Origin of the sequence: Mesorhizobium sp. NPDC059025 (assembly GCF_042739655.1) — a bacterium.
Lineage (GTDB): Bacteria > Pseudomonadota > Alphaproteobacteria > Rhizobiales > Rhizobiaceae > Mesorhizobium.
The window spans coordinates 194,652-217,598 of record NZ_JBHYIM010000005.1 but is presented as its reverse complement, the minus strand read 5'-3'; the positions used below and the strand labels follow the sequence as shown (position 1 = coordinate 217,598).

The 22,947-nt window shown below is 63.3% G+C and carries 22 protein-coding genes; 8 read left to right on the top strand and 14 right to left on the bottom strand.

The genetic code is table 11. The annotated features are described in order from the left end of the window. Positions 1-35 precede the first annotated feature (35 nt). From ACFWYE_RS14575 to ACFWYE_RS14545, 7 genes are all read right to left on the bottom strand, one after another. A complete protein-coding gene (locus tag ACFWYE_RS14575; RefSeq protein WP_379112231.1) occupies positions 36-797 on the bottom strand; it encodes a glucose 1-dehydrogenase in 762 nt (253 codons plus the stop codon). 40 nt (positions 798-837) lie between these two features. Then, entirely contained in the window at positions 838-2,019 is a 1,182-nt protein-coding gene (locus ACFWYE_RS14570) for a lipid-transfer protein (protein ID WP_379112229.1), read from the bottom strand. A gap of 149 nt (positions 2,020-2,168) precedes the next feature. Then, a complete protein-coding gene (locus ACFWYE_RS14565) occupies positions 2,169-3,290 on the bottom strand; it encodes a DUF5938 domain-containing protein (protein WP_379112227.1) in 1,122 nt (373 codons plus the stop codon). Between the two features lie 53 nt (positions 3,291-3,343). Further along, a complete protein-coding gene (locus ACFWYE_RS14560; protein WP_379112226.1) occupies positions 3,344-4,141 on the bottom strand; it encodes an SDR family NAD(P)-dependent oxidoreductase in 798 nt (265 codons plus the stop codon). 267 nt (positions 4,142-4,408) lie between these two features. After that, complete coding sequence (locus tag ACFWYE_RS14555; protein ID WP_379112224.1) at positions 4,409-5,290, bottom strand: transporter; 882 nt, start codon at positions 5,288-5,290, stop codon at positions 4,409-4,411. A gap of 410 nt (positions 5,291-5,700) precedes the next feature. Beyond that, complete coding sequence (locus ACFWYE_RS14550; protein ID WP_379064095.1) at positions 5,701-6,099, bottom strand: hypothetical protein; 399 nt, start codon at positions 6,097-6,099, stop codon at positions 5,701-5,703. A gap of 56 nt (positions 6,100-6,155) precedes the next feature. Next, a complete protein-coding gene (locus tag ACFWYE_RS14545) occupies positions 6,156-6,833 on the bottom strand; it encodes a GntR family transcriptional regulator (protein ID WP_379064097.1) in 678 nt (225 codons plus the stop codon). Between the two features lie 204 nt (positions 6,834-7,037). Between ACFWYE_RS14545 and ACFWYE_RS14540 the strand changes: the two genes are divergently transcribed. From ACFWYE_RS14540 to ACFWYE_RS14510, 7 genes are all read left to right on the top strand, one after another. Beyond that, positions 7,038-7,958 carry an SMP-30/gluconolactonase/LRE family protein gene (locus tag ACFWYE_RS14540; protein WP_379064099.1) on the top strand — a complete coding sequence of 307 codons (921 nt, stop codon included), beginning with the start codon at positions 7,038-7,040 and terminating at the stop codon, positions 7,956-7,958. Beyond that, on the top strand, positions 7,958-8,743 hold the full coding sequence (locus ACFWYE_RS14535; protein ID WP_379073205.1) for an SDR family NAD(P)-dependent oxidoreductase: 786 nt from the start codon (positions 7,958-7,960) through the stop codon (positions 8,741-8,743). The genes ACFWYE_RS14540 and ACFWYE_RS14535 overlap by 1 nt, the downstream gene beginning before the upstream one ends. Positions 8,744-8,753: 10 nt before the next feature. Beyond that, complete coding sequence (locus ACFWYE_RS14530; protein ID WP_379064101.1) at positions 8,754-9,950, top strand: AGE family epimerase/isomerase; 1,197 nt, start codon at positions 8,754-8,756, stop codon at positions 9,948-9,950. A 194-nt stretch (positions 9,951-10,144) separates the two neighbouring features. Further along, a complete protein-coding gene (locus ACFWYE_RS14525; RefSeq protein ID WP_379112222.1) occupies positions 10,145-11,095 on the top strand; it encodes a sugar ABC transporter substrate-binding protein in 951 nt (316 codons plus the stop codon). A gap of 189 nt (positions 11,096-11,284) precedes the next feature. Continuing rightward, positions 11,285-12,235, top strand: coding sequence for an ABC transporter permease (locus ACFWYE_RS14520; protein ID WP_379112220.1), 951 nt, complete (start codon positions 11,285-11,287; stop codon positions 12,233-12,235). Between the two features lies 1 nt (position 12,236). After that, positions 12,237-13,019 carry an ATP-binding cassette domain-containing protein gene (locus ACFWYE_RS14515; protein ID WP_379064106.1) on the top strand — a complete coding sequence of 261 codons (783 nt, stop codon included), beginning with the start codon at positions 12,237-12,239 and terminating at the stop codon, positions 13,017-13,019. Positions 13,020-13,096: 77 nt separating this feature from the next. Further along, on the top strand, positions 13,097-14,344 hold the full coding sequence (locus ACFWYE_RS14510; RefSeq protein ID WP_379064108.1) for an enolase C-terminal domain-like protein: 1,248 nt from the start codon (positions 13,097-13,099) through the stop codon (positions 14,342-14,344). Between the two features lie 60 nt (positions 14,345-14,404). Here the strand turns inward: ACFWYE_RS14510 and ACFWYE_RS14505 are convergent, their stop codons facing one another. From ACFWYE_RS14505 to cyoA, 7 genes are read right to left on the bottom strand one after another with little or no spacing between them, the layout of a single operon-like run. Continuing rightward, entirely contained in the window at positions 14,405-14,938 is a 534-nt protein-coding gene (locus tag ACFWYE_RS14505) for a response regulator transcription factor (protein ID WP_379064110.1), read from the bottom strand. After that, complete coding sequence (locus ACFWYE_RS14500) at positions 14,928-16,286, bottom strand: ATP-binding protein (RefSeq protein ID WP_379064112.1); 1,359 nt, start codon at positions 16,284-16,286, stop codon at positions 14,928-14,930. Before ACFWYE_RS14500 ends, ACFWYE_RS14505 begins: the two co-directional genes overlap by 11 nt. Beyond that, entirely contained in the window at positions 16,283-17,095 is an 813-nt protein-coding gene (locus ACFWYE_RS14495; RefSeq protein WP_379112219.1) for an SURF1 family protein, read from the bottom strand. Before ACFWYE_RS14495 ends, ACFWYE_RS14500 begins: the two co-directional genes overlap by 4 nt. Next, entirely contained in the window at positions 17,092-17,505 is a 414-nt protein-coding gene (cyoD, locus tag ACFWYE_RS14490; protein ID WP_379112217.1) for a cytochrome o ubiquinol oxidase subunit IV, read from the bottom strand. The genes ACFWYE_RS14495 and cyoD overlap by 4 nt, the downstream gene beginning before the upstream one ends. After that, positions 17,502-18,134, bottom strand: a complete 633-nt coding sequence (cyoC, locus tag ACFWYE_RS14485) for a cytochrome o ubiquinol oxidase subunit III (protein ID WP_379112215.1) — start codon at positions 18,132-18,134, stop codon at positions 17,502-17,504. Before cyoC ends, cyoD begins: the two co-directional genes overlap by 4 nt. Beyond that, complete coding sequence (gene cyoB / locus ACFWYE_RS14480; protein WP_379112213.1) at positions 18,131-20,137, bottom strand: cytochrome o ubiquinol oxidase subunit I; 2,007 nt, start codon at positions 20,135-20,137, stop codon at positions 18,131-18,133. Before cyoB ends, cyoC begins: the two co-directional genes overlap by 4 nt. A gap of 3 nt (positions 20,138-20,140) precedes the next feature. Next, positions 20,141-21,358 (bottom strand): ubiquinol oxidase subunit II, encoded by a 1,218-nt coding sequence (cyoA, locus tag ACFWYE_RS14475; RefSeq protein ID WP_379112211.1) that lies wholly within the window; start codon positions 21,356-21,358, stop codon positions 20,141-20,143. 250 nt (positions 21,359-21,608) lie between these two features. On the opposite strand from cyoA, the gene ACFWYE_RS14470 reads away from it, so the two are divergent. Continuing rightward, positions 21,609-22,928 (top strand): MFS transporter, encoded by a 1,320-nt coding sequence (locus tag ACFWYE_RS14470; protein WP_379112210.1) that lies wholly within the window; start codon positions 21,609-21,611, stop codon positions 22,926-22,928. The last annotated feature ends 19 nt before the right edge of the window (positions 22,929-22,947 follow it).

Genomic DNA, 22,947 nt, shown 5'->3' with positions numbered 1-22,947 from the left:
ATTCTGATGTTGCTGGCACCGCACTCATGGCGACCTCAGGCAATCATTCCGCCATCCACCACGAGGTCACTGCCCGTGATGTAGCTGGCTTCGCTCGAGGCAAGGAAAAGGACGCAATTGGCTATCTCGGCCGGTTCGGCGAAACGACCCATCGGAATGCGTGCCAGCGAGCGCCCGGCAAAGGCTTCCGCGTCCCCGGGGTCGAGCGCGGCGAGCGCATCGGCCACCATCTGCGTGCCGGCGAAACCGGGGCTTACCGTATTGACGCGGATGCCGTAGCCGCTGCGCGCGCAGTGGATCGCGGCCGAGCGGGTGAACATGCGGACCGCGCCCTTGCTCGCATTGTACGCCGGCAAACCAGGATCGCCGACCATGCCCTCGACCGAAGCGATGTGGACGATCGATCCTCCCCTGCCCTTCATCCGGGCGATTGCAGCCTTGGTGCCCAGGTAGATGCCGTTGAGGTTGATGTTGATTGTGCGGTTCCACTCGGCGTCCGAGATATCCTCGACGCTTGCGATCGAGCCGACACCGGCGCTGGAGACAAGCACGTCGAGCGGTCCGAACGCCTTTTCCGTAGCATTCAGCGCGGCATCCCAGGCCTTGGCATCCGTCACGTCCAGCCTGTGAAAGGCTGCCTTGTCGCCCAGCGTCCTGGCGGCGGCCTCTCCGCTGGCCGCATCGACGTCGGCGATCATCACCCTGGCGCCTTCGCGCACCAGCGCCTCCGCCGATGCCAGGCCAAGCCCCTTGGCTCCGCCGGTCACGATCGCCACCTTGTCCTGAACGCGTCCCATTTCTCCTCCCTTCGCGGTTGTCCCGCCGTGCTTTTCCGTTTCAGCTCACCTTCTCGAACAGCGTGACCACACAGGCACCGCCCAAACCCAGATTGTGCTGCAGGGCCAGACGCGCGCCCTCCACCTGGCGCGCGCCCACGACGCCGCGCAGTTGCGCGGTCAGCTCGGCGCATTGTGCCAGTCCGGTGGCGCCAAGGGGGTGTCCCTTGGACAGGAGGCCTCCGGACGGGTTGACGACGACGGCGCCGCCATAGGTGTTGTCGTTGTCGCTGACGAGCCTTTCGGCCTCTCCGGGACCGCACAGGCCGAGCGCCTCGTAGGTAATCAGCTCGTTGTGGGCAAAGCAGTCGTGCAGTTCGATGACATCGATGTCGCGAGGGTCGATGCCCGTCTTGTCATAGACCTGCCTCGCCGCCATCCGCGCCATTCCCGCTCCGACCACGTCGCGCATATCGCGCGTTGCCGGATCGATTGCCGGATCGGTCGTCATGACCTGAGCCGAGATCACCACACGCATGTCGAGCCCGTGCCTGCGGGCGAATGCGGGCGAGCACAGCAGGCTCGCCGCGGCACCACATGTCGGCGGGCAGGCCATGAGACGGGTCATCACACCGTCCCACAACATGGGTGAAGCCATGACGTCTTCCACGCTCAGCGGCTTGCGGAAAATCGCCATCGGATTGTGTTCGGCGTGACGGCTGGCCTTGGCCCTGATGCTGGCAAAGGTTTCCAGCCTGGTCCCGTACTGCCGCATATGCGCCAGGCCGGCGCCACCGAAATAGCGGATGGCGATCGGAAGCTCCGCATGGCCCGCCAGCCTGTCGGCTTCCTGATCGAACAGGTCGAACGGGCTTTCGCGGTCGGTGAAGACATTGCCGATGGCGCCTGGGCGCATCTGCTCGAAACCGACCGCCAATGCGCACTCGACCGCGCCGCTCGCCACCGCCTGCCGCGCCAGGAAGAGAGCCGAGGAGCCTGTCGCGCAATTGTTGTTGACGTTGAAGATGGGGATTGCGGTCATGCCCGCCTGGTAGACGACGCGTTGTCCCGCGCAGCTGTCGCCGTAGACATAACCGGCATAGACCTGCTGGATGACATCGTAAGGCAAGCCTGCATCCCGCAGGCACAGGGCAATTGCCTCTGCGCCCATGCGCACATAGCTGTCGCCGGCATCCGGCTTCCTGAAGGGGATTGCTCCAACCCCCGCAACGACGACCTGCATGGACGCGGCATCTCCCTGGCGCACGGCGAACAGCCGAGCGCTCCTCCAATCGGCCGGCTCTTTTCCGGTTACAAAAGGGCTGACGACGCATCCGTCGATCGCCGTCAGCCAGGGGTCATGGTCTCTCGCGCGGCAAGCCGCGCATCGAGCTACCGATTGACCGTGACGATCGGCTCGCCGACGAAGCCGAAACTCTGCAGCACGCCGAGCAGCTCGCGGTGGCCGAAAGCCTGGCCGGCCGAAGCGAAGCCTGCACGCCTTGGCGGCTGCTGGATCAGTGAATAGGCAGCGTAGGCCTGCAGAAGACCGGTCTGCTTGTAGTTGCTGTTGCCATGGATGACGACATGCACGCGGGTCAGCGGACCGGAGGCGTGGACCGAGTCGATCGAGCGGTTGATGCGCGGATTTTCGCGCGGCGGCATGTTCGACTGGATCGACGAGGCGATCTTCTGCAATTCCTCGATCTGCCTGTCCATCGGCAACGGCTTGATGTTGTCTTCGTACATCTTCACCGTGGCGATGACGCCTTCCATGACCGGGCGCGCAAACACGCCGGCTGCCACCTTCACATTGGCGACGCGCGGATCGTCCTTGAACCAGATCGGATGGCTGGTGCCGCCCCACGGCAGGGCAAGACCCATCTCGTGCTGGCCGGGAACGACGACGTCAAACTTGGTGCTGGTCGGCCATTCCTTGTATTCATTCTGCTCGAGATAGTACCACTTCGCCTTCAGGATGGTGAAAATGGTCTGCGTCGATGCCGTGGTCGGGAACCCGCCCCACAGCGTCAATATGTCGAGCGTGTCGAGGCCCGGGGTTTCCAGCGCGATCTGTGCCGCGATCTCGCCGGTAGTGTACATGTGCGCGACGCCAGGAGAGAGCAGCAGGCCTTTCCTGGCGAAATCGGCGCCCCACTTTTCCTTGCACTCCAGGACCCAGTCCTGCTCTCCGGTGGTATCGAGATAATGACAGCCGGCTTCCAGACAGGCCTCGACCACGTCACCGCCATAGGAGATGAACGGGCCGACGGTGTTGCAGACCACCGAAGCGCCCTTGAACAGCTTCACCAGGGAGGCCTTGTCGTGCTTGACGGTGGTGACGTCGAACCGCGCGGTTTCGGTGCCGGGCAGTTTGTCCATGACGTCCTTGACGAGCTTTTCGTTGCGGCCGACCGCCGTGAAAGGCACGTTCAGTTCGCGCAGGTATTCGCAGATGAGGCGGCCCGTGTAACCAGACGCGCCGTATACGATGACAGGCTTCTTGTCGCTCATGGAACTACCCTGAAAGTTAGGTGAATTATCGCGGGTTCAAATGGGCGCGAGCCCTAGGTTCCCATGCCGCCGTCGACCGGAAGCCCGATGCCGGTGATGAAGCGTGCGGCATCGGAGCAGAGGAAAACCACGGCGTCGGCGACTTCCGGCTGCTCGGCCAACCGCCCGAGCGGCGTCTGCTCGACAACGCCGCCGACCGCTGTCGGGACGTCCGGCGCAAGGCCGAGCGCGACGATGTCATTGGCCAGGGCGACGCCCATCGAATTGGCGATCAGTCCCGGATAGACGCAATTGACACGCACGCCATAGCCAAGCTTGCCGGCCTCGACCGCCGCGACGCGGGTCATGCGATCGACCGCGGATTTGCTGCCCGAATAGGCGGCGATGGCCGGAAATGCGATCGTCGCGGCGACCGAAGCAATGTTTACGACCGAGCCGCCGTTGCCTGCGGGGCCGCCCGGCCGCATGGCACGAAAGGCATGCTTCATGCCCAGTGCCGTGCCAACGCAATTGATGTTGAACATCCGCAACATGCTGTCGGCATCGATATCGGCCACGAGCGCCGTGACTTCGATGCCCGCATTGTTGACGACGATGTCGAGGCCACCGATCTGCTCGATGATTTGCGGAACGGCGGCTTCCCAGTCCTTGTCCTTGGTGACGTCAAGATGGACAAAGCCGGTCCTGGCTCCCTTGGCCGCGAGGTCCTTGGCGGTCGCCCGGCCAACATCATCCTGAATATCGCCGATCACGACATCGGCGCCGGCCGCAACCAAAGCGGCAGCAATGGCTGCGCCGATCGACTGAGCGCCACCGGTAACGAGAGCCTTCCTCCCCTTGAGATCTCCCATGTCAGCACCCGCTCGGCCTGGATGGGCTGCAGTCGCCGTTGAAATGCATACCTCGCTTTTTCGAAACCATCCGACTCTCCTCCCGTAGATCGCTGATCGATACAAACCAGTATGGAAACGATGCTTTACGACTGTCAAGTTTTCTTTTGACAAGTGTCAAGATTCATTGCGAAGCCTGCGATCCGTCGGGTGGAACATGGGCTCACGGAGTGCCTGTTCCACCAGATCGCCTGCCGCGTCCCCAAACAGAACCGGCTTGGAGAAACTCTAGAAAAGCTTCATCAGCCGAACGGTGCCGATGAAATCGTTGCGGAAGCCGCCCTGAGTGTTGAGGTCGGTGCCGATCATCCCCTGCACCTGCAAGGTCGGCGTCAGGAATGTGCTGCCGAACAGCCGCAACTGGTCGGAACGGGTCTTCGTGCCGGCATAAGTGTCGTTGACGAAATCCTTGCCGCCGAAGGTGCCCGAATAGCCGAACGAAACATTGGTCGTCGCCGAGAACTGATAGCGAAGATACGCCTGAACCTGGACGGAGGCGTCACGCGAGAACTCGATCCCGTTCTCGGTATGGTCGGATCGCACGGCGACGTCGAGAGCGCCGTCGAAGAAGAAGCCATTGCCGAGGCCCTGGATCAGGCCGATCTGCGGCGTGAAGGTCCAGGTGCCGGAGCCGATGTTGATTGCCCCCGGTTCGTCGCGGAAAGCGCCGGTGGGGAGGGAGACATAGGCCGTGACGCCAAGCGTGGTGCCGGTCGGGTCGGCGCTGCTCAGCGGCCATGCGGTGATACCGAACGTCAAGTCGCCAATGCCGCTCTTCGTCAGCGGTTCGGCCCCTCCGATCCGTGCCTCGGTGAAACCGCCAAACGGCAGGAAGGCCTGCAGTCCGACCGGTACCCCGCCAACGCTGGTGTAGTGCAGATAGCGTGCGATCCCGATTCCGAGGCCGAGTTTGGAATCCGGCACTTCGCCGACCCCGTCTACCTTCAGTTTCGAACTCTGCGAATACTGCCCGTAAAGCAAAAGCGCATTGGTCCCGGCAGGCAGCACCGTGTAGTCGCCGGGCATGATGTCAATTGCATTCGCGGGTACGGCAAACAAGACCGATGCAGCAAGCGCGATCGGGCTCATCCAGTGGCGCGGTCTGGTCATGCTCTCTCCCTCTCCCTCCGGCCGAAGCCGACTTGTCAAGCGTCAAGTAAAAATATTCAGTCGTCAAGGAAAATTTTGACAAGTGGATAAAAACGCTGCCAGGCCGCCTGTCCACGACAGGAAAGAGGCGTCGGGCGCAATCGTATCGGGCGCCGCAAAGACCGGACCAGCGGTGGAAAATCGGTGTCGGCGACCGAGGATGCTCGTTCAGGAAGCGCCTGCGATCCGACAGGCGCAGCATGGCCGCCGCGAACAATGGCGGTCCCCGCCTGTGCATGCCGGCGTCATGTCGAAGCTTGGTCGGAATGCCTCAATCCGAGGTGCGTTTGATTGCCCCGGCAACAGACATCACCGCCCCGGGGCGTGATGTCTGCCTCCCGCTCAGCGATGCGACAGACGTTCAGGGGCCATCAAACGACCAGGGCCACCGCCAGACCCGAAAAAGCCAGCAGGAAGCCGCAGATATAGATGCGGAACGTGGTCTGATAGCGGGTCGCCGCATCCGCGTGGATGCGGTTGTTGAGCATCCGGAACAGGACGATGGTGAAGAGAACGGCACTGCCGAACAGCGCCAGCGCGATGATGAAGTCAGAAGCACTGTAAAGAGCGGGCGACGAGCCATCGGCCTGCGAGGCCCAGTTGGCCAGGAACGCCAGCAGGAAGCCGAGGACGATGCCGACGGACGTGACCATCGGCTGTCGGTAGCCGGCAATCTCGCTCTCGAACTCCTTCTTCTGGTCGTCCATGCGGATCACCCCTTCCTGCAACGTCGATCCGGCAGATCGCTCCGCATCCTGAGGCTGCCGCATTCCAGAATGCCATGTTTTCACCCGCTCCGCAGGATGCAACTGTACGGACACTCGGGCTATGAAGCGTCCGCTTCGAAGAAATGCGGAAAACTCCGGCGAATCTCCGGCAGGTCGTCCAGCACCCTGCGCAGATGAATCTGCATGATCCCCGCCGCGCCGTCCGCGTCCGCCGCCGCCACCTTCTCTGTCAGGCGGCGGTGGTCGTCGACCAGCACATCCATATGGCCGCTCTGGATCGACAGCTTGCGCAGCCGGTCCATGTGCTTCTTTGCATCGGAAATGAAACTCCAGACGCTCTCCCGTCCCGCCAGCGCGCAGAACAGGCCATGCATGCGTTCGTCGGCCTCGAAGAAAAGCTCGGGGCTGTTCTCGTAGATCGCCAGTTCCTGTTCCTCGATCGCCTGCCTGATCCCGAGCAGGATGCGCCTGTTCGACTGGGTGGCCGCCTCCGCCACGATGGCCATCTCCAGTTTTTCGCGAACAAACTGCGCGGTGCGCACAGCATCGAGGCGGATCGGCGCGATGATGACACCTGCCCGCGCCCGCAAATCGACCAGACGCTCGGCGCTCAGTCTCGAAAGCGCCTCGCGGACCGGCGTACGGCTTACCCCAAGCATCTTCGCCAGCGCCTGCTCGCCAACCGGCTCGTTCGGCTTGAGTTCAAGCGAGACAATCTTGTGCGACAGCGTGCGATAGCAGTGCTCTGCCGCCGAAATCTTGGACTCTTGCGCCAATCCGCCAATCTCCATTCCCTGTGTTTTCTTGTATGCAAGTTCGCGAACTGTCAAGCATATCGGGTTGCCTCGGGCGACGAAGCCCCAGATATCGCTCGCTTGACACTCGATCATATTCTTGCATACAAGGATACAAACAGGGGAGGAAGCCTGTGATGTCGAGTGATCGGGCGAGATGCGGGACGAGCAGCCAAGGCGGCCTGCATGGCTGAGCTGGTCTTCGACGCGGGCGATATTGTCGGCGAAAGCATCATCTGGTCTCCCGCGGAGAAGGCGCTCTACTGGGTCGACATCGGCGGCAGCCGTATCCATCGGCTGGAACCAGCAAACGGTCGCCACAACCTCTGGCCGACACCGACCATCGTCACGTCGATCGGCATGCGCGGCGACGGCGGCTTCATCGTCGGCATGCAGCGCGACGTCTGCCTGTGGGCGCCGGATGGCGGTTTCGAGACTTTCGCTGTCCCCGAGCCCGACCTGCCGGACAACCGCCTCAACGAGGGCAAGGTGGCGCCGGACGGCTCGTTCTGGGTGGCTACCATGCAGAACAACCTGAACCCGGATGGCTCGCCCAGGGAGATGGATCGGGCTTCGGGCGCGGTCTACCGCATCGACCCCGACGGGACCGTGAAACAGCTGACACCCAACGAATACGGCATCTCGAACACGATGGCCTGGACCGACGACGGCGGCTTCCTCTTCGCCGATACCGTCGCCAACGAGATCTACCGGTTCGACCATGACGTCGATGGCCGGACAATCGGCAACCGGCGCACGATCGTGTCGGGGTTCGCGCCGGGCCTGCCTGACGGGTCGTGCATGGATGCGGCAGGCACGTTGTGGAACTGCCGCGTCGTCGGCGGTGCCGCCGTTGCCAACTTCGACACCGACGGTCGCCTGCTGCGCATGGTAGACCTGCCCGCCACATGGCCGACAAGCTGCACCTTTGGTGGAGACGATCTGTCGACGCTCTACGTCACCTCGGCCCGTTTCACCATGACCCCGGATCATCTTGCGGCGCATCCGCTCGAGGGCGGCGTGTTCGCGCTCAATCCAGGTGTCCGAGGCCGTCCGGAACCAAAATTCGGTCCGGGACCCCTATCCGTCGAAAAGGAGCAGAGATGATGGCCGAATTCAGCGGCAGGAGCATCGTCGTCACCGGCGGCAGCCTGGGCATGGGCCGCGCCTGCGCGGAGCGTTTTGCCAGCGCCGGCGGCAAGGTGCTGGTCATCGCCAACGACAAGGCCTCGGTCGACACGGCTGTCGCCGAGATCGGGACGAATGCGGCGGGTTTTGTCGGCGATGTGCGCAAGGCCGATGACATGCGGGCGGCAATGGGCCTCGCTGTCGAGAAGCACGGCGGCGTCGATATTCTGGTCTGCTGCGCCGGCATCCAGCGCTACGGGACGGTGGTGGATACCGCGGAAGACGTCTGGGACGATGTTCTCGACATCAACCTGAAAGGCATCTTCCTCGCTGCGAAATTCGCCATCCCGGAGATGAGGAAGCGCGGCGGCGGTGCCATCGTGGCGATATCATCGGTGCAGTCCTACGCCTCGCAGGCTGGCGTGGCCGCCTATACCGCCAGCAAGGGCGCCATCAACGCCCTGGTGCGCGCGATGGCGCTCGATCATGCCCCGGACAACATCACGGTCAACGCAGTCTGCCCGGCTTCGATCGACACGCCGATGCTGCGCTGGGCAGCGGATCTGTGGAAAGGCGACAGCACCGCCGAAAGGACGCTGGAGGCCTGGGGCAAGGGGCACCCGATCGGCCGCGTCGGCAAGGCGTCGGAAGTGGCCGACCTGGTGGCGTTCCTCGCCAGCGACAAGGCGCGCTTCATCACCGGTGCCGACATGAAGATCGACGGCGGCGCCCTGTCGAAACTCGGCATCGTGCTGCCCGAATAGGATGACAGGGATGAAGCCGGCGCCCGACTTCCGCTCGAAGGATTTCCTCATCGCGCATATGCGCGAGATCATGGATTTCTACCATCCGATCTGCCTGAACACCCTCGATGGCGGCTATTTCAACGAATATCGCGACGACGGGCTCATCACCGATGCCAAGACCCAGCACATCGTCTCCACCACGCGGTTCATCTTCAACTTCTCCATAGCGGCGGATGTGCTCGGCCGGCGCGACTACATCGATACCGCCGCGCATGGCGTGCGGTATCTCGCCGAGGTGCATCGCGACCCGGACCATGGCGGCTATTTCTGGGTGATGAACGGGCGTGAGCCCGCAGACACAACCAAGCATTGCTACGGCCACGCCTTCGTGCTGCTGGCCTATGCCTCGGCCGCCAGGGCCGGGATCGCCGGCGCGAAGGAAAAGGTCGCCGAGACCTGGGACCTGCTGGAACAGCGCTTCTGGGAGCCAGCGCGCCAGCTCTACAGGGACGAGATCAGCCGCGACTGGTCCACCGTATCGCCTTACCGCGGCCAGAACGCCAACATGCACATGACCGAGGCGATGCTTGCCGCCTACGAGACGACCGGCGAGACGCGCTATCTTGACCGGGCAGAGACACTGGCAAGGCGCATCTGCGTGGAACTCGCCGGCCAGGCACAGGGCGTTGTGTGGGAGCACTATCACGAGGACTGGTCCGTCGATTGGGATTACAACAGGGACGATCCCAAACACCTGTTCCGTCCCTATGGCTACCTGCCCGGCCATATGACGGAATGGACCAAGCTGCTGCTGATCCTCGAACGATACCGGCCGCGCGACTGGCTTCTGCCCACAGCCGTCACGCTCTATGAAACGGCGTTGGCCAGGAGCGCCGATCTCGAATTCGGCGGCATGCACTACAGCTATGGGCCTGACGGCAGGCTGTACGATCTCGACAAGTATCACTGGACACATTGCGAGACGGTGGCTGCAGCCGCAGGCCTGGCGATGCGCACCGGACGGGAGCGCTACTGGCAGGACTATGACCGGCTCTGGGGTTACAGCTGGCGGCACCTGATCGACCACGAGTACGGCTGCTGGTTCCGCATCCTTTCCCCCGACGGCGTGAAGCGGAGCGAGATCAAGAGCCCTCCCGGCAAGACCGACTACCACCCCTTCGGCGCGTGCTGGGAGATCCTGCGCGTTCTTGGGGAGGTGAAGTAGCACCAGGAGCAATTCCAGGAAAAGTGCGTAGCGGTTTTCCGTCCGGAATTGCGAAAACAAAGAGTTGGAGCGTTTCCGCGAAAGGCGGAAACACCCAGGCACCGGACCCGCGCCGCGCGCTCCGCGGATACCCGGCCTTGAAACAGGGCACGCCAATCAGAACCGGAGGAGAAGAAATGCTGAGGAAATCGTTGGTGGCCCTGGCCTTGGGCATTGCGTTTGCCGCGCCGGCACAGGCCAAGCCGAAATTCGTCTACCTGACGCAGACCGGCATCGACAACAGCTTCTGGCAATCGATCAAGAAAGGCATGGACGACGCCTGCGCCCAGTTCGACGCCGACTGTCAGCTGCTGTTCACCACGCCCAACGGCGACCTGCAGAAGCATCTGCAGAACCTGGAGACGGTGATCGAACAGGGTGTCGACGGCATCGTCACCGTCATCGTCAATGACGACCTCTATGACGAGGCCGTGAAGAAGGCGATCGACAAGGGCATCCCGGTCATCAGCGCCAATGTCGACGACACCAAGCGTGGCGACGGCAACGCCCGCCTCGCCTTTGTCGGCCAGGACCTTTTCCAGGCCGGTTACCTGCTGATGCAGGGCCTGTACAAGAAGATCCCCGAGGATCAGCCGGTGCATGCCCTTCTCGGTTTGTCCCGTCCGGGAGAAAGCTGGGCGGAAGACCGTATCGGCGGCGCGAAGAAATTCCTGGACGAGGCAAAGGCTGCCAATCCGAACCGCCAGATCACCTATGAGGTGATCGACTCGTCGAACGACATTTCGGTGACCGCGCAGCGCATCTGCCAGTATGTGCAGGGCAAGCCGGAAACCAACGCCTATGTCGATGCAGGCTTCTGGGGTGCCGGTGCCGGCGAATGCCTGCGCGACCTCGGCATCAAGCCCGGCCAGCTCCACATGGCGACCTTCGACCTCGTGCCGGTAGTGCTCGATGAGATGAAGAAGGGCTATGTCGACCTGACGATCGACCAGCAGCCTTATTACCAGGGCTATCTGCCAATCCTGCAGCTGGCGATGATCAAGAAGTTCGGCCTGTCGGCCTTTGACGTGAACACCGGCAAGGCGCTGATCGAACCGAAGGATGTCGAAGCGGTCGAAAAATACGTCCAGATGGGGGTGCGCTGATCGGCCTGCCTTCCCTCGTCGACACAGCCTCCCGCTGAGGCGGGAGGCACGGAACCCTTCCGTTTTCACGGGAACGCGGAACCGATCCAATTCTTTGTTTTTCATGCAACTCCAGACGGAAGCCGCCACGCGTTTTCCTGGAATTGCTCCAGCAAGGTTCAGCTCATGAACGTCAAGCTAAGATCCCTGATGGCACGTCCTGAGATGGCTGCGCTCGCCATCTTCCTCGTGCTCGTCGTCCTGTTCAGTTTCCTCAACGCCCGGTTCTTCACGACCGGCAACATGACCGTCTATCTGCAACCGATCCCCGAACTCGCAATCGTCGCCATTGGCATGACGATCCTGATCATCGCCGGCGAATTCGACCTGTCCGTCGGGTCCGTTTTCGGCCTTTCGCCCATGGTGACCGTGCTGCTGATGCAGGCCGGCTGGCCGGTGGCGGCCGCGATCCTGATCGGCCTCTTGGTGGCAGCGGCCATCGGCGTCGCCAACGGCCTGATGACGCTGCGGCTCAAGATACCCTCCTTCATCGCCACGCTTGGCATGCTGTTCATGGCGCGCAGCCTCGCCGTGGTGCTGGCCGGCGGCTTCCCGCCGATCTTCCCGCGCGAACTGGACGTATCGTGGCTGGTCGGACGTCTCGACCTCGGCATCGTCACACCGCGCGCTTCGCTGCTCTACATGATCGCCATCGCGCTGGCGCTCGGCTTCGTGCTGCGACGCATGGATTTCGGCCACTGGATCTACGCGACGGGCGGCCAGCCGCAGGCGGCACGCGACATGGGCATCAAGACCGACCGGGTGAAGATGGCCTGTTTCGTGCTTTGCGCGACACTCGCGGGTTTCGCCGGCATCATCCAGAGTTTCCGCGTCAAGGTGATCGTGCCGAACCTCGGCACCGGGCTGGAGATGCAGGCGATCGCCGCGGCGGTCATCGGCGGCGTCGCGTTGACCGGCGGGGTCGGTTCGATCCTCGGCGCGATCGTCGGCACGCTGCTGATCGCGGTGATCGAGAACATCCTCGTGCTGAGCGGCGTCAACGCCAACTGGTTCATGTTCGCGGTCGGCGCAATGATCGTCATCGCCGTCGTTCTCAACACGCAGACCCGGCTCAAGGCCGAAAGCATGAAGGGAGCGTGAGATGAGCACCATCGCCAGCGAAATCGCACCCGTCATCACCGCGCAGCCATCGGCCAACCCGATCATCCGGTGCAGCAGCCTGCAGAAATGGTACGGCGCGGTGCATGCGCTCAAGGATGTCGACTTCCATGCCGAACGCGGCGAGGTCATCGGCCTGGTCGGCGACAACGGCGCCGGCAAATCGACGCTGATCAAGATCCTGTCGGGCGTGCATACGCAGGATAAGGGCCAGATCTTCATCGAAGGCAGCGAGGTCGCCATCACCGGACCGGAGGTCGCGATGCGCCTCGGCATCGAGACGATCTACCAGTACACGGCGATGGTCCCCGAGATGACGATCGCGCAGAACTTCTTCATCGGTCGTGAGCCGCTGAAGTTCGGCCGTCCCGGTCTCGGCGTCGTCGATCGCGACAAGATGCGGCGCGAATCCATGGAGGGGCTGAAGGGTGTGGGCCTGCACCTGCGTGGGCCCGACACGCCGGTGAAAGCGCTGTCCGGCGGCCAGCGTCAGGGCGTGGCGATCGCCCGCGCCATGCATTTCCGCTCGAAGGTGCTGATCCTCGACGAGCCGACGAACCATCTCTCGGTCAAGGAAACCAACAAGGTGCTGGACCACGTGGTCGAACTGAAGGCGCAGGGTGTCACCTCCATCTTCATCAGCCACAACCTGCATCACATCCACCCGATCTCCGATCGTATCGTTGCGATGGCGCGTGGCCAGAAGGTACTCGACGTGCCGCGCGACGACGTCAGCGTCGAAGAGATGACCCGCATCATCAGCTAGCCGGTGTCTCCCACCGGCCGCCGGCCGCTGGGGGCAGCGGCCGGCACCCCATTCGAAACGCATGCCAGGAGCCTTCCATGAAGCGGCCAAAGATCACCGATATCCGCGCAACAACAGTCACGGTTCCGCTCGAGGCGCCACTGCGCCATTCCAACGGTGCGCACTGGGGGCGCTTCGTGCGTACGATTGTCGAGATCGAAACCGACGTCGGCATCATCGGCCTTGGCGAAATGGGCGGCGGCGGCGAAAGCGCGGAAGCTGCGTTCCGTGCGCTGAAGCCCTATCTCGTCGGCCACGATCCGTTCGAGCTCGAGCAGTTGCGCTTCGCGATCTGCAATCCGACCGCCAGCCTGTACAACAACCGCACGCAGATGCATGCGGCGATCGAGTTCGCCTGCATCGACATCATCGGCAAGTTCCTGGGTGTGCCGGCCTATGACATCCTCGGCGGCAAGATGCGCGACATGGTGCCTTTCGCCAGCTACATGTTCTTCCGCCTGCCGAACAAGGATACCGGCGAGGGCGAGACGCGCACCGCCGACCAGCTGATCGAACAGACCCTGGCGCTGAAGAAGAAATGCGGTTTCACCTCCCACAAGCTGAAAAGCGGCGTCTTCCCGCCCGACTACGAACTGGAGGTCTACCGCGCCTGGGCCAAGGCGCTGGGCGGCGACAGCGTACGTTATGATCCCAATGCCGCCTTCAGTGTCGAGGAGGCGATCCGTTTCGCCAAGGGCATCGAGGACCTGAACAACGACTACTACGAGGACCCGACCTGGGGTCTCAACGGCATGCGGCGCGTGCGCGAGAACACGTCGATGGCGCTGGCCACCAACACGGTGGTCATCAATTTCGAGCAGCTGTCGGCCAACATCCTCAATCCGGCGGTCGACGTCATCCTGCTCGACACGACCTTCTGGGGCGGCATCCGGCCCTGCATCAAGGCCGCCGGCGTCTGCGAGACCTTCCAGCTCGGCATCGCCGTCCACTCATCCGGCGAACTCGGCATCCAGTTGGCCACCATGCTGCATCTCGGCGCGGTGGTGCCGAACCTCGTCTTCCATGCCGACGCGCATTACCACCAGCTCGTCGACGACATCATCGTCGGCGGCCCGATGCAATATGTGAACGGCGCGATCGCAGTGCCGACAAAGCCCGGCCTCGGCGTCGAGATCGACCGTGACAAGCTCGGCAAGTATGCCGAACTCTACAAGTCGATCGGTGGCTACCCCTACGACCGCGACCCGTCCCGCCCGGGCTGGTTCTCGGTCGTGCCCAACACCCGCTGGGCAGACCCGCACGACAACCGGGTGGTGGAGTACTGATTGCCGAGGCGCGCGCAAGGTCGATAGGAGCACGCCATCATCCGAGAAAGCCTCGGCCGTTCACTTCAGCGGCCGCTTCTCCAGCTTCCGTGCCAATGTGCGGCGGTGCATTCCGAGCCGGCGCGCCGTCTCGGAAATGTTGAAGTCGGTCTCGACCAGCGTCTCGTGGATGCGTTCCCATTCGAGGTTCTTGATCGAGGTCGGGCGCTGCGACAGCGGCACGTCGACATCGCCCTCGGTCCTGCCGAAGGCGGCCTCGATGTCGTCGGTGTTGGCGGGCTTGGCGAGATAGTGGCTGGCGCCGAGCTTGATCGCCTCGACGGCCGTGGCGATGCTGGCGAAGCCGGTGAGCACGACGATGCGGATCGACGGGTCGCGTCCGTGCAGCGCCTTGACGCATTCGAGGCCCGAGCCGGTGCCGAGTTTCAGGTCCACAACCGCGAATTCCGGCGTGCCCTGTTCGAGAAAGTCGGTGAGAGCCTGGACGCTGTCGCAGACATCGACATGGTAGCCGCGTTTCTCGAAAGAGCGTGCCAACGTGCGCGCGAAAGCAGCGTCGTCTTCGACGATCACGAGCGAACGGTCAGATGCCATTTTCATCTCCTGCCGCCAGGGCATCGAGAGGCAATGTCAGCGTCACGCAGGCGCCTCGCCCGGTGTTGCGCGCGGTAACGGTTCCGCCGAGCTTCCTGATCACGTTGACGACCAGGAACAACCCGAGCCCTCCACCCTCGCGCCCCTTGCTCGACATATAGGGCTTTCCGAGCGCCGCGAGTATCTCCTTGTCGAACCCTTTGCCGTGATCGCGGACCATCAGCACCAGGGCCTGCCCCTGCCGCCTGGCGGTGACGCCCACCCATTGCGGCGATGCCTCGAGCGCGTTGTCCAGCACGTTGAAGATGACCTGCTTGAGTGCCGCATCGGACACGATCGGCTCATCCGGTTCGAACTCGTTGTCGTAGTCGAGCTGCGCCGGCGACCTGTGATCGCGCCACTCGGCGACCAGCCCGTCGAGAAAGCCGCGCGCCGTGGTGTGGACGCTGCCCTCGCCGCGTGCCTGGCCGGACGACATCAATATGCCGGAGACGATGCGCTTGCAGCGGTCGAGCTGGGCCTGCATCTCGTCGACATCGCCAAGCAGTTCCGGATGCCGCGCGATGATGTCGGAATGGCGCCAGTCGCCGAGCAGCACGGAGATCGTGGAGAGCGGGGTGCCGAGTTCATGCGCGGCGCCCGAAGCCAGCAGGCCCATGCGAACGATGTGGTCCTCCTCGGCCGACTGCTGGCGCAGGTCCGCCAGATAGGCGTCGCGTTCGCGCAGGTTGCGGTTGATGCGTGTCATGAACAGCACGATCAGCCCCGCCGCCAGGATGAAGCAGACGAACATGCCGCGAATGTGCAGGTCGAGGAGATCGCCGCCGTGATGCGACATCTCGATCGGCAGGAACACCATCGTCAGAAGCACGAAGCAGAGCGAGGCTGCAGCGACGAGCACCCATGTCGACCAGGGTGCCAGCAACACCGCGCCAAGCGTGATCTGCAGCAGATACAGCGAGACAAAAGGATTGGAAGCGCCGCCGCTGAGGTAGAGCTGCGCCGTCAGCGCTGTCATGTCGAGCAGCAGCGACGCGAACAGGACGCCGTTCGACACGGGTCTTGCCATGCGCAGGAACAGCAGGCTGGCCAGGTTGAGGCCGACCAGCGAAAGCACGACGGCGGCCATTTCCGGCAGTGGCAGGTCGATGCCGAACCCCCATTCGATCGCCGCGATCGTGATCACCTGTCCCGCTACGGCAAGCCAGCGCAGCTGGATCAACAGAAGAAGGTTCTTCCTGTTGGTGGCATCCGGATTGAAAATGATCGTCCTCCCCAGAACGTTTCCGCTTGTCGCGGACCCGGTCGAGGCGTGTGTCTTCCAGCGTGGCGGCGGCGTCAAGGTCATCGGCGCTTCCCATCGGCGGCGTGATGCCGGCCGCGCAACAGGACAAAGCCCAATGCAGCCGAAAGCATGGCGGCGAGGCCGAACCATGTCAGCGCATAGACGAGATGGCTGTTGCGGAAGCTGATCACCGTCAGGCCGCCGCGCGGCCAGGCATCATCGGCGATCGCATCCGCGTCCACGAAGAAGGGGGCGGCACCGGCAAGGCCGCGCGCGGCAGCTATGGCAGCGGCGTCGCGTGAATACCAGCGATCATGGGCCGGATCGTTCTCGCGCAGAAAACCGCCACCCGGCTCGCTGATGCGCAACAGGCCGGTGACGGTGGTGGCGCCTTCGACGAGGCCGGCCTGCCGTGTGGCAGCAGCCTTGCGATCAGGCGGCACGAAACCGCGATTGACCAGGACGATGGAGCCTTCGTCGGTCCGGAACGGCGTCATCACCCAGAAGCCACCGCCTAAAGCCGTCACCGCCTGCGTGAACGTCTCGCGATCATTGAGAAAGGAGCCATTCAGGCGCACCCGCAGATATTCATGGCTTTGCGCGGTGACCCCGCTCCACTCGGAAGGCCCCGGCATCGCAACCGCCGGAGCATGGATGCGCTGTTCGACACGGGCGATGAGGTCCAGCTTCCATGCCCGCCGCTCGACCTGCCAGATGCCGAGGCCGATCAGGGTGGCGATGCAAAGCAGCGAAAGCGCAAGGGGCACGAAACGGATCACGGGTGAGCGCCGGGGGCGAAGCTCCCCCGCTTCTCTCGATCCGTTGCTGTTTTCGCCGACGTCGGTTCCCCCTGCGCCCTCGCCGGCGCTCACGGCATCTCGCTCATTTCGTGCAGCCCAGGCATCATGTTCGTGTTGAGATGATACATCACCCACAGCGACCCGGTCAGCACGATCACCACCACGATGATGGTGAACATCATCGCCAGCATTGACCAGCCGCCTTCCGACGACGAGTTCATGTGCAGGAAGTAGATCATGTGCACGACGATCTGCACGACCGCGAAGACCATGATGACGATGGCGGCGGCCTGCTTGTTCTCGATCGCGCCGGTCATGACCAGCCAGAACGGGATCGCCGTCAGGATGACGGACAGGACGAAGCCGGTCAGGTAACCCTTCAGCGAGGCATGGCCATGGCCGTCGTCATGCGTATCGTGGGCATGCGCGCTGTGGGCGTCATGCTTGTCATGGGCGGCGGCGGTATCGTGGTGCGCGCTCATCGCAGCATTCCCATCAGGTAGACGAAGGTGAAGACGCCGATCCAGATCACGTCGAGGAAGTGCCAGAACATCGACAGGCACATCAGGCGGCGGCGGTTGGCCGCGATCAGGCCTTGCTGGCCGACCTGGATCATCAGCGTCACCAGCCAGATGATGCCGAAGGTGACGTGCAGCCCGTGCGTGCCGACCAGGGTGAAGAAGGCCGACAGGAAGCCGCTGCGCTGCGGCGTCGCCCCTTCATGGATCATATGGGCGAATTCGTAGAGTTCGATGCCGAGGAAGGCGAGGCCGAACAGGCCCGTCACGCCGAGCCATACCTGCGTGGCCGCGACGCGGTTCTTCTCCATCGCCAGCATGGCGAAACCATAGGTGATGGACGACAGCAACAGCATCGTCGTGTTGACCGCCACCAGCGACAGGTCAAACAGGTCCTTCGGTGCCGGGCCGGCGGCATAATTGGTGCCGAGCACGCCATAGACCGCAAACAGGATCGCGAAGATGAGGCAGTCGCTCATCAGGTAGATCCAGAAGCCGAGCATGGTGCTGCCGCCCTCGGCGTGGTCGTGCTCATCCTTCACATAGAAGGTCGGAACGGCTTTTTCGGCGGCCGTCACCGCGACGGCGCTCACGACCGCACCGCCAGGAGCTGGGTTCTCGCCTCTTCCGCGCGCGTGACTTCCTCGGCCGGAATATGGAAGTCGCGGTGGTAGTTGAAGGTGTGGCCGATGGCGACGACCAGCAGGGCAAAGAAGCCCACCGCCGCCAGCCACCAGATGTACCAGATCAGGGCGAAGCCGACGACGGTGCTGATCCCTGCCAGGATGACGCCGGTGCCGGTGTTCTTCGGCATGTGGATCGGGCGATAGCCGGAGAGCGGCCGGCTGTAGCCGCGCTTCTTCATGTCCCACCAGGCATCGTTGTCATGCACGACCGGCGTGAAGGCGAAATTGTAGGCCGGCGGCGGCGACGAGGTCGACCATTCGAGCGTGCGGCCATCCCAGGGATCTCCGGTGTCGTCGGCGAGCTTTTCGCGCCGCATGATCGAGACGAAGAACTGCAGCAGCATGGCGGCAATGCCGACCGCGATCAGGGCAGCACCCAGACCGGCGATGATGAACCAGATCTGCAGCGACGGATCGTCGAACACGCGCATGCGGCGGGTGACGCCCATCAGGCCGAGGATGTAGAGCGGCATGAAGGCGAGCCAGAAGCCGACCACCCAGCACCAGAACGACACCTTGCCCCAGAACGGGTCGAGCTTGAAGCCGAACGCTTTCGGCCACCAGTAGGCGATGCCGGCGAACAGGCCGAACAGCACGCCGCCGATGATGACGTTGTGGAAATGCGCGATCAGGAACAGGCTGTTGTGCAGCACGAAGTCGGCCGGTGGAACCGCCAGCAGCACGCCGGTCATGCCGCCGACCGTGAAGGTCAGCATGAAGGCCACGGTCCACATCATCGGCAGGTCGAAGCGGATGCGGCCGCGATACATGGTGAAGAGCCAGTTGAATATCTTGGCGCCCGTCGGGATCGAGATGATCATCGTGGTGATGCCGAAGAAGGAATTGACGCTGGCGCCCGAGCCCATGGTGAAGAAGTGGTGCAGCCACACGAGATAGGACAGGACGGTGATGACGACGGTGGCGTAGACCATCGAGGTGTAGCCGAACAGCCTCTTGCCGGAGAAGGTCGATGTCACTTCCGAGAAAACGCCGAACAGCGGCAGGATGAGGATGTAGACTTCCGGGTGACCCCATATCCAGATGAGGTTCACATACATCATCGGGTTGCCGCCGAAGTCGTTGGTGAAGAAGTTGGTGCCGACGTAGCGGTCGAGCGAGAGCAGCGCCAGCACCGCCGTCAGCACCGGGAAGGAGGCGACGATCAGCACGTTGGTGCAGAGCGAGGTCCAGGTGAAGACCGGCATCTTCATCAGCGACATGCCGGGTGCGCGCATCTTGACGATGGTGCACACCAGGTTGATGCCCGACAGGGTCGTGCCGACGCCGGCGACCTGCAATCCCCATATGTAATAGTCGACGCCGACCCACGGACTGTAGCCGATGTTGGAGAGCGGCGGATAGGCGAGCCAGCCGGTCTGCGCGAACTCGCCGACGAACAGCGAAGCCATCACCAGAACCGCGCCGCCGACCGTCATCCAGAAGCTGAAATTGTTGAGGAACGGAAACGACACGTCGCGTGCGCCGATCTGCAGCGGCACGACATAGTTCATCAGGCCGGTGACCAGCGGCATCGCCACGAAGAAGATCATGATGACGCCGTGGGCGGTGAAGATCTGGTCGTAGTGATGGGCGTTGAGGTAGCCCTCGGAACCGTTGAAGGCCATCGCCTGCTGCAGGCGCATCATGATGGCGTCGGCAAAGCCGCGCAGCAGCATGACGATGCCCAGCACCATGTACATGATGCCGATCTTCTTGTGGTCGACGGAGGTGAACCACTCCCGCCACAGATAGCCCCAGAGCCGGAACCAGGTGAGCGTGGCAAGCAACGCCACGCCGCCCAGCGCCACGACCGCGAAGGTCGCGACGACGATCGGTTCGTGCAGCGGGAATGCTTCCCAGGTCAGACGTCCGAAAAGGAAAGTGGTTTCCACGTTTTGCGGGACAGCCATGCGTCAGAGCCTTGAAGAAAGAGCGGGGACGTCGATTTGCGACATCGCGCCGGGCAGTTCGGGGCGCATCCACGGCCGGAGCATGCCGGCACCGCGGAGCGGAGAATGGTCCTTGGGACCGATGGCGTCGTCGCCGGCGGCGCGCGCCGCGCGGAACGCGGCTTCGGCTTCCTCGGCCGTGCAGATGGTGGCGACGTAGGATGGCCGCGGACCGAGGATCGAACCGCGACGGGCGAACTTGTCGTATTCGAGCGGCAAGGTGTTATAGGCGCCTTCGAGGCCAAGCCCGCCCTTGGCGTTGATCGACATCATCTCGTTCATGCACATCTTGCCTGTTTCGACGCACATGTTGAGGATGGCCTGGTAGAGGTTGGGATCGACCGCGCCGTAGCGGCGCACCGGCTCGTTCTCGCTCGGCCTTTCCAGCTCCAGGTAGTGCGCCCGGTCCAGCGTCTGGCCGGCGGCCTTGGCCTTCGCCACCCACTGTTCGAAACCAGTCTCCGACTGGCCATGGAAATCGAAGCGCATGCCGGAAAAGCCGGCGCCGCTGTAGTTCGCCGAGAACCCCTTGTAGGTGCCTTCGTGGTTGATCACCGCGTGCAGCTTGGTCTCCATGCCGGGCATGGAATAGATCATGCCGGCGAGCGCCGGGATGTAGAAGGAGTTCATCACGCCGGACGAAGTGATGCGGAAATCGATCGGCCTGCCGACCGGTGCCGCCATCTCGTTGACCGCGGCAACGCCGTATTCGGGGTAGATGAAGAGCCATTTCCAGTCGAGCGACACGACCTCGACCCTGAGCGGCCTGTGTTCTTCGGTCACCGGCTGTCCGGGCGCGATGCGGTCGAGGCGGCGGTAGGGATCGAGCAGGTGCGTGCCGAGCCAGGTCAGCGCGCCAAGGCAGATGATGATGAGCAGCGGAGCCGCCCAGATGACGAGTTCCAGCTTGGTGGAATGGTCCCAGTCGGGCGCGTAGGTGGCCGACGCATTGGACTGCCGATAGCGCCAGGCAAAGAGCACGATCAGCACCATCACCGGCACGATGATGATCAGCATCAGCAGCGTGGACACCACGAGCAGATCGCGCTGCTGCGCAGCAATGTCGCCGGCAGGCGCCAGCACCACGAAATCGCAGCCGCTGAGAATCGCCGCCAGCGGCAGGATCAGCAGACTGGCGAGCCTGCGCCCGAGTCTATGTGAAGAGAACCAATGTGTGGACATGAAAGCGTCCGCCCGTCATTGTGCACTGCAAGATAGATGATGGAGTAGCCGAGCCGGACACGGCACCGACATTGGACAATTTGTCCAATCCCCCTGGAGAGTGCGATGCATCAAGATTTTAGGTGCATCGCGGTATGTCTCCGCGGCCTTGTTTTTTGCCGCATGATCCTCTTCCGGAAAGTCTGCAACTTTTTGCTTTGCGGACCTTCGGTTCGGGATCATGCTTCTGCACTGGGACGGCACCGCTGGAATGACTGAAGCCACACAAGCCGACGCGCACGGCGACCACCACGACGTCAATCCCGGCGACATCGCCGTCGGCGTCGTCATCGGCAGGACGTCGGAGTTCTTCGACTTCTTCGTCTATGCGATCGCCTCGGTGATCGTGTTCCCGAAGCTGGTGTTCCCCAACACCGATCCGCTGACGGCCACCGCCTACTCCTTCGCCATCTTCGCGCTCGCCTTCCTGACCAGGCCTCTCGGAACGATCCTGTTCATGGCTGTCGACCGCCGCTATGGCCGCAGCGCCAAGCTCACGATCGCGTTGCTGCTGCTCGGCACCTCGACCGTGGCCATCGCTTTCCTGCCGGGATATGCCACCATCGGTGCGGCCTCGGCCTGGCTGCTGGCGCTGGCGCGCATCGGCCAGGGCATCGCCTGGGGCGGCACCTGGGACGGTTTGCCGTCGCTTTTGTCGCTCAATGCGCCTGAGAACCGGCGCGGCCTCTATGCAATGGTGCCGCAGCTCGGTGCCCCGATCGGGCTGATCGTGGCCAGCACGCTGTTTGCCTTCTTCGTCGTCAACCTGTCGGCCGAGGACTTCTTCGGCTGGGGCTGGCGCTATCCGTTCTTCGTCGCTTTCGCCATCAATGTCGTTGCGCTGTTCGCCAGGCTGCGCCTTGTGGTGACGCCGGAATTCGCGCGCCTGTTCGAGAGCGGCGAACTCCAGCCAACACGTGTCCGCGAGACGATCAAGGCCGAAGGCCGCGTCGTCGGCATCGGCGCGTTCATACCGCTGGCGAGCTTTGCCCTCTTCCACATGGTGACGGTGTTTCCACTGTCGTGGGTGTTCCTGTTCACCAAGGAAGGTCCAGGGCGCTTCCTGCTGATCGAGGCGGGCAGCGCGGTGTTCGGCCTGCTGGCGATCGTCGCGTCCGGCCTGATCGCGGACCGCATCGGCCGGCGCTCGCTGCTGTTCAGCACGGCCATCGCGATCGCCGCCTTCAGCGGCTTCGCGCCGCAGCTTCTCGACGGCGGCACCGCGGGCGAGATCGCCTTCATGGTGCTGGGCTTCATCCTGCTCGGCCTCTCCTTCGGCCAGTCCTCCGGCGTGGTGGCTTCGCGTTTCTCGCGTCGCTACCGCTATACCGGCTCAGCCATCACGTCCGACCTCGCCTGGATGTTCGGCGCCGGCTTCGCGCCGCTGGCGGCCTTGCTGCTGTCAGCCAATTTCGGCCTGATATCGGCCGGCGCCTATCTGCTCTCCGGCGCGATCTGCACGCTTGTCGCACTGTGGATCGCCGGACAGGCGATCGACCGCGGCTGGCAGGAGAAAAGCCCGGCCGACTGACACCTGCCGCGCTGCGATC